This is a genomic window from Aquimarina penaris (assembly GCF_040786285.1).
Lineage (GTDB): Bacteria > Bacteroidota > Bacteroidia > Flavobacteriales > Flavobacteriaceae > Aquimarina.
This window is the reverse complement of record NZ_JBFMKQ010000003.1, coordinates 596,662-610,490: the sequence shown is the minus strand read 5'-3', so window position 1 is coordinate 610,490 and position 13,829 is coordinate 596,662. Positions and strand designations below refer to the sequence as shown.

General features: G+C 33.8%; 10 protein-coding genes. 2 read left to right on the top strand and 8 right to left on the bottom strand.

The annotated features are described in order from the left end of the window. Positions 1–74: 74 nt before the first annotated feature. From ABW637_RS16480 to ABW637_RS16445, 8 genes are all read right to left on the bottom strand, one after another. Entirely contained in the window at positions 75–1,412 is a 1,338-nt protein-coding gene (locus ABW637_RS16480; protein WP_367585821.1) for a DCC1-like thiol-disulfide oxidoreductase family protein, read from the bottom strand. Beyond that, on the bottom strand, positions 1,409–1,870 hold the full coding sequence (locus ABW637_RS16475) for a hypothetical protein (protein WP_367585820.1): 462 nt from the start codon (positions 1,868–1,870) through the stop codon (positions 1,409–1,411). The genes ABW637_RS16480 and ABW637_RS16475 overlap by 4 nt, the downstream gene beginning before the upstream one ends. A gap of 44 nt (positions 1,871–1,914) precedes the next feature. Further along, positions 1,915–2,958, bottom strand: coding sequence for a hypothetical protein (locus ABW637_RS16470; RefSeq protein ID WP_367585819.1), 1,044 nt, complete (start codon positions 2,956–2,958; stop codon positions 1,915–1,917). A 71-nt stretch (positions 2,959–3,029) separates the two neighbouring features. After that, positions 3,030–3,869, bottom strand: a complete 840-nt coding sequence (locus tag ABW637_RS16465) for a DUF2490 domain-containing protein (RefSeq protein ID WP_367585818.1) — start codon at positions 3,867–3,869, stop codon at positions 3,030–3,032. A gap of 122 nt (positions 3,870–3,991) precedes the next feature. Beyond that, positions 3,992–6,835, bottom strand: a complete 2,844-nt coding sequence (locus ABW637_RS16460; protein WP_367585817.1) for a CHAT domain-containing protein — start codon at positions 6,833–6,835, stop codon at positions 3,992–3,994. Positions 6,836–7,014: 179 nt separating this feature from the next. Next, entirely contained in the window at positions 7,015–8,688 is a 1,674-nt protein-coding gene (locus tag ABW637_RS16455) for a S8 family serine peptidase (RefSeq protein WP_367585816.1), read from the bottom strand. 3 nt (positions 8,689–8,691) lie between these two features. Next, a complete protein-coding gene (locus tag ABW637_RS16450) occupies positions 8,692–9,378 on the bottom strand; it encodes a tetratricopeptide repeat protein (RefSeq protein WP_367585815.1) in 687 nt (228 codons plus the stop codon). Next, positions 9,375–9,941 (bottom strand): RNA polymerase sigma factor, encoded by a 567-nt coding sequence (locus tag ABW637_RS16445; RefSeq protein WP_367585814.1) that lies wholly within the window; start codon positions 9,939–9,941, stop codon positions 9,375–9,377. Before ABW637_RS16445 ends, ABW637_RS16450 begins: the two co-directional genes overlap by 4 nt. Positions 9,942–10,360: 419 nt before the next feature. Here ABW637_RS16445 and ABW637_RS16440 point away from each other — a divergent pair, with 419 nt between their 5' ends. Then, positions 10,361–11,152 carry a universal stress protein gene (locus ABW637_RS16440; protein WP_367585813.1) on the top strand — a complete coding sequence of 264 codons (792 nt, stop codon included), beginning with the start codon at positions 10,361–10,363 and terminating at the stop codon, positions 11,150–11,152. Positions 11,153–11,394: 242 nt separating this feature from the next. Continuing rightward, positions 11,395–13,794 carry a glycoside hydrolase family 31 protein gene (locus ABW637_RS16435; protein WP_367585812.1) on the top strand — a complete coding sequence of 800 codons (2,400 nt, stop codon included), beginning with the start codon at positions 11,395–11,397 and terminating at the stop codon, positions 13,792–13,794. Positions 13,795–13,829: the final 35 nt, after the last annotated feature.

Here is a 13,829-nt window from a genome sequence, read left to right as displayed (position 1 = left end):
CCAAACCCCAAAAAAACATTCTAAAACCATTCTTGGGTATCGTTTGACCTACCTACTTACATAACAAATAGTATTTATGTGTCTAAAAATCTATATCGCTGATCGGGTTGTAGTAACACACATTGATTCTTCTTTCCAAACCACTTATAACGGTTTGCTGCAATAATAGTATAGATGTGATCCCTAAAGAATCTTGGAATAATAAGCAAACCTTTTGCCAAAGACCATGGATACTTTAGATCACTACAGATACGTAATATTGCATCACTCTTTTGATATACTACGCCATTTTCTATGAGCACAATAGATGAAAGATCCTGAAGCACATAATGTTTGTTTCCTAAGGCTATTCTTGCACTTTCTGATTGTAGAGATGCAAATAGATATAATGGATTTCGCTCTCTTTTGAGAATAAATTGAATCCAACCATTACATAAATTACAAACGCCATCAAACAGGATTATTGGTTTTGGGGTAATTTTGGACGTATCCTTTTTAAAAGAAGTTATGGCAGTCTCTTTAGTCGACGAAGTCCAAAGTTTTTCAAAATCAAAGAATGATAGAAAAATTAACCCGGTCATTTGATAGCGAAAACTTATACCCATGATAAAGAAGATTCCCCAGTGCATCATCCAGGTAAGTGTTGCCCAGATCATTCCCCACCTTCTTTTTACAAGAGCTAGTGGTGCTCCCAGCTCAAGGACAAAGGTTAAAATACCCATTCCAAGAAATAACCAGGTATGCTCAAATAAAAAGTCGAATAGGGGAGCGGCTTCAGAACCTAACATTTCTTTGCGTATGGCATCTACGGCTACTTGTGATCGCATAGCACTACCAGTAGCCCATTCCCAGGCAAGATCTCCTGAAAGTTTAGCAATGCCAGCTAATACATAGGATCCAACGGTAACCGCACAGATAAGTTGTATGGGCCATCCATACTGCCAATGTGCATTTGGTAATTTATAGCTCGTTTTTGGTTTTTTTGTTGCATCCCACGACCAAGCATCTGCCGAAGCCACTAATCCAAGTATGATAATGTGTATTATAAGTGCGTTTCGATTATGGTAAATCATGGACCATGAATTTCGATACGTAAAAAATAATAGTGCCACAACCGCAAATGCAGGTCCCGTATATTTAAATTTCCATCCTATAAGATAACCGATATTTAAGAGAATAACTCCTACACTTATCCACCAAAACAATTCTGAAGAGAGCGGTTGACTCATCCAACTTAATATTCCTATAGGTTCGAAGGCTTCAGTGTTTTTAGCCATTTTCTGCAGCATGCCAAAACGCGATAGTATATACCATAAACTAAATAAACCGGTAGCAATTCGTAACAATGCTAGTTGTTGCGGAGTCACTTTAATAAACCAGTGATCACGTATCTTTTCAAAGTATGTATTCATTGTTTTTCAATTTTATAGCAAGCCAATTTTCTTTCATGTACAGGAAGTGTATCTTGTTTAGAAAAGTATTTTTCTAAATGATAATACCCTTTAACTAATTCAATTCTTTCTAGTTTAGAATAAGGGTATCCTTTTTTTATGGCAACTCGTTCTGCAACCTCTTGTGTGATTACATCAGCCCTACCTGATCGCGCTGCCTTTCTGATTTGCCTTCGTACTTGATTAAAGCCTCCTGTACCTGCTATTTTGTATGATATCTTATAGCGATTTTGAGCTGAGTCATATCCAACAAAGTAGTATAGTCCATACGTTGCTTTTCGCTTTTTGGAAAACATAGGGTAATAGGATAATGGGAAACTATCTTTAGGTTTACTTGCCCAATTTTCTACTACAGGAGACAAAACCAATAGCATAATCAATACACTAATTAAGGTTGCTTGTTTTTGTGAATATATCATAATGATAAGTTTTTGTGTATTACCATTTTAGAAGAGTTATTTCTTTACACTGCAACATCAACATCTTGCGATAACAAATCAATCAAAATATCTGATTGTAGTAGTTTACTTAGTGTAAGAACTGGCGTTGAAATTAAGTTTTCAACTTCTGAAACTAAAAGAGGACTGCCAGTAAACAAACCTGCCAAAGCAAATAAACGATCACCAAAAATAGGGGACAATAACTGTACACCGCTATTTACCGCCAAACTATCACAACAAGATAAAATAACATGATCTATGGTTTCTGTAAATAAAGAGTCATATAAGAGTGCAAGTGTCTCTTTTTGATATAACCCATCGGCAACCTCGATAACCACATAATCTGGTTCTGTTTTCGCAACATCAGATAATAGTGCTTCGTATAGATCCATAATAGTTTCGGTACAACATAAGTAAGTAGAAGGGAACCCAAATTCTGAAAAATCACTTACAAAATCAGCTCCGCAATCGTATGCAAGCATCCTGTCTTTATTAAAAACAGTGCCGGTAAGCTTTATATACGCTACTTTGTATCCAGATGTTTTTAATCCTCTGCATAAATAAGCAGCAGTCGTTGTTTTACCACTATCCATACTAGAACCGATAGATAAAATCGTTTTAAAATTTCTTATTTTACTAGCATTGAATTTTACAGGTTTTCTGTTGTTATAGATGGTGTTAATCACTTTACCTTGGTTATTAGTAGCATATCCCACTAATCTTAGTTTAGTTGGACCTTTTAATTCTAACTTATAATACATAGATACTACAGTACCAGCTACACCACCTTTACCCAGTAAATCATATTCAGGTTGATACCCTTTTGACACATACCCTTCGAATTGATTACTAGCATAGCGATTACCAAATGCCAGCATGATTTTGTCTCCTTCAAAAATATAGCAGTTTCGGCCCTCGAAGTCTTGGATCGCATTTAAAGAACCAATGCTTACTACTTCAAAAATTGCTACATCTCCTGCAGCCGGTTGATGTGTTTTAATTATTTTTTGATCAACCTGATACTTTATTACGTTCTTACAGATGTTGGATCTCTTGATAGTTTTCATAAATAAATATTTAAATTGGTTTAAAATTAATTTCTGATCATTTTTATGATCTTAATATTGATTATGTTATTTTATATTGATGTCATTTTAGTGCTACGACGACGTTTTGAAACTTTACTTCCTATAGAGGTAAGCTTAGAAAATTTCTCTCTTAAATCAAGTTGATACGAGAATCGAAACATCACTACAGAAAAATTGCTAAACGCCCTTTTAACTCTACCATTTCTGGGATCCACTACATTGATTCTTCTATATTTATCACCAATGTTAAACTCTGTTTGTCTCATGTAACTTAGGCTAGCATTTGCTCTTTTAAAAGGTTTAAAACGGACTCCTAAAGTAATTCTGTGTGCATGGAGTCCGTTGGGAGATTGTTTCACGACTTTGTCGCCTAGTTCATCTCGATATTGAAATGGTTTCCCCGAAAGGTAATAATGCAATTCATTCGTGATGAACGGGGTTGTTTTAAGGGGTAAACCCCAGTTGCCACGATGAATACGTAGCCCATAACGCAAACGGTATTCGAATTTGCTTCTTTCGGGAAAATGCCATTCTGCTCTAAAGCTATTTGCAAGACGTAGTTTACCCAATCTAAAATCTTTTCTATAACGGCCCGTTATTCTATTTCTAGCCTCTTGATCAGGATCAAAAGGATCTGATGACCTTATATAACCAAGGCCGACTCGTGTTCTCTTATTTATTCTATAGGAAATATTCGCACTATTTTGTAGTGACGATAATTCAAATGGTTCTTGACGAAACAATAATAATTGACCAACTGTTAATCTCCATTCTTTGGTAAGCTTGGCCTGTGCACTATGTCCTGTCCATAATTTTAGATCTTCTTGTGCAATTGTGGTTTGAAGAAAGAAGAATAAGAATACTACGATTGTTGTTTTTAATTTAGTCACTGCAATAATATCTTAATAGTTAAACTTTTCTATGTATAGCTATAAGAGGGAAAAAGATAAAGTGTGACCAACTTTATCCTAAAAGATGTAAAAATTTTAAATACAGGATTTTAGCAAGTGTTTTAAATGTAAGAGTTTGACTTCTTAGGCCAGATTTTTGGAGTATAAAGTATAAAAAACACAAGCAATAAGACGCTACCAATTAGAATCCAAATCACTGGATTTGTAGGATCTTGTGCGGTACCAACTTCACCTAGAAGTATAAAATTTGCCCAGTAGTAAGGGTGTCTTTTGTTGGGTTCTATTTTTGAAAGATAATCTAATTTGGATTGGTGTAATGCAAGATCTATTGGTTTGTTCTCATGAACATATTCTAAAAATGAGGTGGTAATTGCCATAGAACTGGCTTCAGAAGCATTCCATAAGCTAGATAGAATATTATGAGCCCCACCTAAAAGAAAAGATTTACTCATACCCTGTACACCTTCGCCACTGTAGATTTTTCCGCTGGCAGAATGACAAGCACTTAGGAGTACTAAATCTGCGTGTAATCGATTTCCGTATAAATCTTGGGCAGAAAGTATAAAATCTTCTTGATGATCATCAAAAATAATGCAAGATCTTCCCGGATCATCGACATCAACCAAGCCGTGCAATGAAAGATGAATAATATCGGCATTAGGACTATGCCTTAAAAAGTTTTTTAAAGAAGCCTCTTTATCTATAAATGTTTTTCCGTCAAAAATAGCGGCGCCTCTCTTTATTTCTTCATGAGATAATGCAAGCTGCATAAGACTTTCGTTGCCAAAAAATTGCTTGCTCTCTTTTAATTTTTTATTTAATTGATTACTATATTTAGAACCAAAACCAATATAGTTTTGTAGCATAACGTCGTGATGTTCGCGAAATAACAAAGCTATAGAGTAGGAGTAGGAGATTGCATAATCCTCTACCACATATTTTTTAGTAGGATTATCACCATCGATTAAGGCTTCGAATGATAATTTATGCAATTGACCATCGGGTATGATACATAGTCGTTTTATATCTTGATCGATCTCTCTAAGACCCTTTTTTAAACACTTTTCATATATTATTTCAGAAATCTTTTGCGAAATCTTAGTAGTAGGATCATGACACTGGCTAATAAAATTTTCCAAAGCTGTTTTAATTTCTTGATTATAAGGTATACTAACAGGAAAAAAACTATTTCGGGTTAACCAAAAGGCATAAATCTTATTTTCTGAGACGAAATATTCGATCACGGCCATATCCTTTGGCAAGTCTTTTTGTATCTCTTTCAATTTAGGTGGACGAATAAACGCATATTTTTCTTTAAAATATGCTGGCTCTTTTTGTTCAATTTCTTTGAGATAGCTATCCAGAGCGTATTGCGCTTTGGTGTATGTTTGAAGAAGAGAATCTTGATCTTTGATAGCCGCTTCTGTTAGTAACGCTTGCTGAGCATGCATTTCTTCGCGTAAGGCTTTTTCTTTGTGTGCAACTTCTGGTGATACATTTGATTGAAAAGCATTGGCTTGGTTTAATTCATATTGTAATACAATAGCTTTTGTTTTTGAAGAAAAATAATACGCTTCTTCAAGGTAAAAACGGTCTCCGGTAATTCGATGAAGTGTTAAAGCATCCTCAACAGCTTTTCCGTAGTGCTCAAACTTTAGATTCAAAAAATCTAATTTAGATTGTTCAAATTGAAATGAAACCAAGCTACGATTGATTACAGAATCGATTTTATGCTTTGCAATAAGACCTTTTTTAAGAAATGCTATGTCACCCGAGGCTTCATACTTGGTCTTAAATATTTTTACTTTTAGTGCTATCAATCGAATTAAATGAGAATCATCCAGTGCTTTTGATTTCTTAATGATTGGTAATTGGTTTGCATCAAAACGACCAGCAGGAAGTATTATATTAAAAGCCTCGGTAAGATAAACACTGGCTTTGTCATGATCTCCTTTAGTAATTAATATATCACTAAGGTTTTCGTAGGCATGTACCAATGATTGTTCACTCTCTCCTTTTTGAACCATTATTCTTCTTAAACTAAGTGATTTTAAAAGGTTTTCTTCGGCAAGACTATATTTTTTTTCTTCTAATTGTATCATCGCGATTAACTCTAGTCCAATCGCATGATAATAAGGTTCTTTATCATTATCTAATAATGCAATGGCTTTTTGAGCCATTTGTTCTGCTTCTTTATATTCTTTTAATTCAAGGTGTGTAGTACCAGCATTTAGATATACCCATGCCAGGTTAAGTTTCGGGATTAAATCAGGGAACTTTTCATGTATACTAAGTGCATTCAAAAGTGATTCTTTTGCTTTTCCATATTGCTTAAAATTATTATTCATCACAATAAGATCATTTAATATTTCAAATTGTCTTACCTCGGTCTGCTGCTGTTGTTTGTATAAATTTATGGCATTTTTAAAGTATAATTCTGCCCGAAAAGCATCATTTATATTTTGATAAAACCTAGCTATACCCTGGTATTTCTTTGCTAATTTGGAGTTAGGATAGTGAGGATCGTTCTCGAAGATATAAAGTGCCTTATCAATATAAAGTTTGGCAGATTCCATATTGTTGAGATACTGGTAAGAAATACCAATATTATATATGGTATTCGCTTTTTCTGAAGGAGGAACCTGCGGGCAATCTCCCCAAAGATGTAATACTTTTTCTTTATAATAAGTAATAGCTTCTGATTCTCGATTAAGTAGGTAATAGGATACCCCAATTTTATGTAAAATTTTTCCTTTATGATAACAATCTAGTTCTTGATATGCACGCTGTTTTATTTGTTCTTCAACTAACTCAAGATTATCCTCGTACAATCCTTGTTTAATATTCTGATTTATCGTTTCATATAGTTTTTGGAAATAATCATCATTGAGAGGTGTAGCCCGCGATACAGAAACCAGGAAAAAAAAACATATAGTAGTAACCATACAAGGTTTCAAAATCATATAATCAGGAATTAAATAGGCACTGCTAATTGCAATACTAAATTTTGAACTACTAATATAGTGAAACGTTAATTTTTTACGGTTATCCGTAAATTATTAATATTTAAAAAAGGGATATACTAAATATGTATATCCCTTTTAAGTAAAAAATATTGGAGATTTTACCTTTTTACAACAATTTGGGTACGTGTATTATTTTTGGTATCTACTTTTACAAAATATGTCCCAGGAGCTAGTTGTTGAGTTTGTGTAACGTTGATTATGTTTCCTGATCGCTCTGGGATATACTGCTTTTGCAATACTAATATCCCTGTTTGGTTAAAAATTGAAACGGTAACCTCTTTTTCTATATTCTCATCGATCTCTAGTTGTAATGTTTCATTAAAAGGATTGGGGTAAAACATAAATTTAGGCTCTGGAGTGATAGCTCCGATAGATTTATTAATTCTTGTAGTACAACCATTACTAAGTTGATTAAATGCTGCTGAGAAATTAATAATTCCATTAGCCACTACTTTTTCAAAAAAATCTGATGATACTGTAGAGGTATTGATGAAGCTACATTTAATATTTTGATAATCAAATGTGGTTTGATGTGTAGCCAGTATTGTTGCTAAAGCCGTTACATTTGCCGAAGCGAATGAAGTTCCTGATTGATAAACAACATTTCCATTTAACCCTGGACCAGGAATATTTTCGCCTAGTAATGCTACATCAACAGAATATTGCCCATAACTGCTAAAATTACTTAATTTATTGTCCTTACAACTTATAGAAGCTACAGAAAGAATATTAGCATTGGGATAAGAGGCAGGAAATGATATAATAGCATCGGTATCATTGTTTTCGTTTGTATTACCAGCAGCAGCGATTACCATGGCGCCCATTTGCTCTGCATAATCTACTGCTAATTTTAGAGGTCTACCGGTTGGATTTACATTTCTATTCTGGTAGCTAAAGCTGAAATTTAAAATATTAGCTCCTTCATTTACAGCATCTAAGATTGCTGGAATAAGATTAGAGATAAATCCTCGCCCAAGATCATCATGAGTTTTTCGTATATCAAATGATACTGCAGAAGTAGATCCCTGGGCGCTTAACAAATGATGTATAAGACCAGCAATATGCGTACCATGGCCATTAAGATCCTCGGGGATTTCATCATCATCGATATAGTCATACCCAGTATATTGGGGAATTGAGAATGCGTATCCCGGTGAATTTCCTGAAACTTGAGTAATACCAGTATCAAAAATTGAAATTTTTATTGGGTTCGTCCCAGTAGCATATTGGGGAACTATAGTATCAAAACATAATCCTTGGATATCCATAGGTTGTGTGGGTACAATATGTCCTATATTAAACTCAACTCCATCTACATCTGTTTTTCCTTGAGCTCCTTGTACTTGTCCATCTATATTAGTTACTGTTTGTCCCTGTGCAGAGATGTACGGAAAACTTACGGTGTTCCACAATCTAAGATTTATTTCGGGTCGGTGCCAAATTTCTTCAGAATTTAATTCATCCAATAAAATATCTACTTCGGCTTGAGTAATTGTGGGGTCTAGTGTTACAAAATATAATGAAGGATGTTTGATGATATCCTCATCTTCATCATCTTCATCATCTTCTTCATCATCGTCATCGTCTCTATATTGATTGTACGGTTCTCCTATAGTATTTGAAGTGCTCTTATTTTGTTGACCAAAAATTGGCAATTGAAATAGTAAGCATAAAATAAAAATTAAAAAAAACTTCAAATTTTTCATAATGTTAATGGGTATAATAGTATTAATAATTAGAGTAAGGTGTAACGAAATCTGTGTGTTATTCATAGTTTACTTTTCATTTATCATCTCTATTAAATCTTGAGCTTGTTGATGGTTCCAATCAGAGTTGTTAATCTGTTTTAATAGCGCCTCTCCTTTGATATTTTGTTTGTTTAGTAAATAGGCCAAGGACTGATACCAGTTTATTTCTTGTCTAAATTGACCATCATTATCATTAATCATCTCGAATAGTTGTACAGCTTCGGTGTAATTATTATTTAATAAAAGTGCTAATCCATAATAATATTTATCTTCCTTAGTTGGTATTTTTATATTTTGGAAATATCGGATGGATTGTGAATATTCTTTGGTGTTGAAAGCCTGTATTGCTAATATTCTATTCTCATCTTCATCTGCCAATCCTTTAGAAGCGCCAGGGTGAAGTACTTCTTGATCATCCAGATACTGTTGTGCTAACATATAAGGATCTGTTTCTGTAGTATTAAATAATTGTACGGTTACTATAAGTGCAATACAAGCTGCCGCTGCCAAAAATATCTTTATATACTTAGAAGTTTGTTTCTTGTTTTTTAAGTTAGCACTGCTTCTTGTAATACCATGATCATTATAAAGCATTTCTTGCCACTTTGTTCTTAGATCTTCATCGTGTTTTCTTTTTAGAACCTCTTCAAAAATTTGATCTTCTTCTTCTTTTGAGATGTTTGGGTCTAAAAGCCTTTTTAATTTATCCTTCATGACTTTAGTATTGTTTTTAGACCAAATTGGTCTTTAAGTTTTTTGATACAACGTTCTTTTTGTTTTCTTATGGTTGCGGGACTTTTTTGAGCTTCTTCGGCAATTTCAGATAATTTCATTTTTCCATAAAAATGCCATGTTAGTAATTGTTTGCACGAATCTCCTAATATCTGCCATGCCTTATTAAGTCGACCTAATTCTTCAATAGATTCTGTGGGTTCAATATCTACCTCTTGAACAAGGAATATTGTACTATCTCTATTCGTATTATTTTTTTTTAGGTTTCTAAATAACATTTGAGAAGCTATCTTGGTAAATAGAAAACGTAAGTTCCCGTACTGTAACTTTCCGTCGACAAATCGTGTTCTAAATTCGATCAAAGCGTCCATAGTTGCATCGTAGGCATCTTCATGGCTGGATTTATATTCTCGACATAGATAATTCATAGTTTCTTCAAATTGTTTAAGAAATACCTGTTCAAAAAAAAAGGTATCATTCCTTTTTAGATCGGCTATTAGCTTTTTGAATGATGCTTGAGTTAATCCAAAATTTTTATGTTCCATTCTTAGTTTGGTGTTTAGCTACAAAGGATATAGAATTATTAAAACTAAAATGACTAAGAAAAAAACCATTCAATTACTGATTCATTTACCCCTATAAGGGGATAAAAATAAAAATGTGACATATTTAAATTAAAAAATGTTACGCTTTTTTATTTCACTGTTTTTGTTACACTTAGTCTTATTCTTTTTCGATTTATAAATGAACAGCTTAAAAAGAAATAACCCTACCGCATAAGGAATAATATCTGTCATTTTTAGAAGAGATTAACACTTGACTGAAATCATAATGTATTTGTTATAATTTTATTAATCAAAAGTTAAACTACTGATTATTAATAGTAAATGTATTATATTTATGTAGTAAGCCTACCATGTAGGATACATTTTTTTTGTTTCAAACCTAATATAATTTAACTGCTATGAATACGAAAAATTATGATTCTAAATATCGAATGTTGGTATTAATAGATTTGTCTAAGGCATCAGAAAATGTTTTAAAAAATGCTGTACAATTGTCTAAAGTACTCAAAGGTAGTCTGGAAGTTTTTTATGTAAAGGCTCCAGCTGATGTAGTGAGTTATGAAAATCAGTATTCTGCGATACGAGCTATACAAGAAGATACTCGTAGAGCGCAAGCAAGGTTGAAAAAGATGATAAGAAAAATTGAAAAAGAGGAAAATGTTCTAATTACCTTTCAGATAGCCTATGGAAATATTAAAAATGCTATCAAAGAAAAAATCGTAAAAGTACAGCCAGATTTAGTTTTATTAGGAAAGCGAAAATCCAAACTTATTAATTTTCTAAATCATGGAATTACAAATTTTATACTTAAAAAATGTTCTGCAAATATCCTTATAGCTGGCCAAGATGATAAATTTCACTCCTATAGAGATATTATGCTAGGCGTATATGGTTCGATTTTACAAGATGAAGGAATAGAGGTTATCAATGATCTTAATCAGAAAAATACTAGTCCAATACGTTTTTTTAGTGTAAAAAATCAGGATAATAAACGACAAGCTGGATTAAAACAAACTAAAGAAGGAGTTTCTTATGTCTTTTCTGAAGGTACTAATGCTTTAGATGGCTTGGCTTCTTATATTTCAAGAACCAATATGCAATTGTTCTGTATTCCTAGAAAATATGGAATTAAAGCTTCTGTTCGGCAAATGGTGGATAAACTTGATATTCCCGTTTTATTTGTGGGGTGATTCTGTGATCTTTGATACCTTTTTGCAGATGTATTAAATAATTTTTACATTATTTTTCGATGTAAGTAATACCAATTTCACCCATTTCAATCTTATAAACAAATCCTACTACAGCTGTGAGTAGGAGTGCTATTAATATTTCTAATTCATAACTAAATAATCAAAAATGTATTCGTACTAATTGATTAACCTTATCAGAATGTATATCTTCACTGCTTACATTTTTTAAAGAAATTTCTGCAATGGGTCGTTCTGCAAGCATAAGTATTATTTTGGGTATTCTATTCATCTTCACTTCTTGTGAAAATAAGTCTTTCAACAAAATAGATAAAAGTATATTCATTAGTAATGAAGCAGGTATTAAACTTAGATTAACTCCTTATGGTGATAAAATGATCCGTGCTCAGTATGCCATACCCATGGATGATTTTTTCGACGATGACCATTACGAAATGGTAACTTCTCATAATTGGAGCGGTGAACTGATACTTGAAGAAGGTAAGGATACTTATGAGGTTTCCATGGCAGGAGAGCCATCATTAACACTATATATTAACAAAAAGACATTAGCACTTGATTATCAATTCGATGGTAAGTCGATATTAAAAGAGAATTCTAGTTTTACAGCTACCGAGAAAGATCTCAAAATATCATTTGTTAATGATTCATCAGAGCATTTTACTGGCCTGGGTCATAGCTATTTTGGTAGAGCAGAAAGTATAGATCTAAAAGGCAAATCACACGCTAGAAACTACGGAAGCCATGAGCAGGAGCAAGCTCCATTGATTGTGCCTTTCTATTTATCTAGTAAAGGGTATGGAATTTTTCTAAATAGTACTTTTGAAAATTATTTCAATTTTGGAGAAGATAAAAAACACGAATTTGGTATCAATACCTATGGTTTTAAGGGGCAAATGGATTATTTCTTCATTCTTGGTCCATCTATAAAAGAAGTGCTACAGCAATATGTATCATTAACCGGAAAACCACGATTACCCCAGAAATCTATTTTCGGCCTTCAACTTTCAGACAAAGGACATGACCATAATTCGTCTACACCTTCAGACGAACAATGGTGGAAAAACACCATCAAAAAGCATAAAACTGCAGGGTTTCCGTTGGATCATGTCGTTAATGATAACCGATGGAGAGCAGGTGGTGGTAAAAGATGCGAATCATACATCGAATGGGATAAAGGAAGATATCCCAACCCTCAATCGTATAAAAAATGGTTAGATGATCAGGGCTTAACCATGACCATTGATTTCAATCGATGCATCGGGCAGTATAGCGAAGGTTGGAAACCTTCATTTAACATACCCGTTACCGATAGTATAAATTTCAAAGAAAGTGCACCAGACCTTACTAATGCTGATTTTAGAAAATGGTTTTGGGATGTTTTCTACCAAAAATCATTGGATCCAAAATTAAAATACCCGGGTGATGGCCTCTGGATAGATGAGTTTGATGAAATGGGACACGCCCCCAAGGATATGGTTCTTGCCAACGGAAGAAGTTCTGCAGAGATGAGAAACTATTGGTTTTTTCTAATCGCCAAGGCATTAGTGCAAGAAGGTTGGGATAGACAAATAGGGGAGGATAAACGACCATACGTTTGGGTTAGAGGTATGACAGCCGGAGCACAACGATATGCTACCTTATGGAGTGGAGATATATTGCCCAATCATACCGATATGAAACTACAGATTCGAGGAATGCAATTGGCAGGCTTATCAGGGTTTCCTTTTTGGGGTCATGATGCAGGAGGGTTTTATGACTGGGATAAAAAAACCGGACCAGACGAACAGCTTTATCAACAATGGGCTATGGCCATGGGAGCATTTTCACCTATTTGGAAACCACATGGCATGGGATCATCAAGATGGCCACTTGATCGATCTGATCAATCACAACAAGTAGCTAAGAAATATAGTGACTTACGATATTCCTTAATGCCATATACCTATACATATGCTTATCAAGCGCATGAAACGGGTATTCCTTTAGTGCGAGCAATGATTCTAGATTACGGAACTAATGAAAAAGCCTGGACCTATGATCTTCAATACTTATGGGGAGAACATATGCTTATAGCACCTAGTAGCACTAAAGATAATATAGTTGATCTATGGCTACCAGAAGGAGGGTGGTATGACTTCTGGAGCGAACAATTTTATGCAAAAGAAACAAAACTATCCTACAATACTCTTCATAATGAATACCCAATCTATATTAAAGCCGGTGCCATTATACCTATGACTCCGCCAGCTATTAGCATGACCGATATAAAGGAGAATGAGTTGACCATACATGTTTATACAGGTGCCGATGGGGAATTCACACTGTATGAAGATGATGGTACAAGTGAAAAATACCGAACAAAGAATGAAAACCGTAAGACAATGTTTACCTACGATAATACACTTAAAAAATTCGCGATACAACCATCTAAGGGAGGGTTTGAAGGAGCTAATTCTTCTAGAATATATACACTAGTCATTCATGGTTTAGCTAATACCGAAAGTGTTAAAATAAATGGTTCAATATCCAATAACATCAACTTTCAAAAAATAAAAAACATCGTGTCTATTAATTTAGGTGAATTTTCTGTTAATGAAAAGATAGAGGTAGTGTTATTTTAAAAAAAAGTATTCATGTGATACGGAAGCTATAGTTG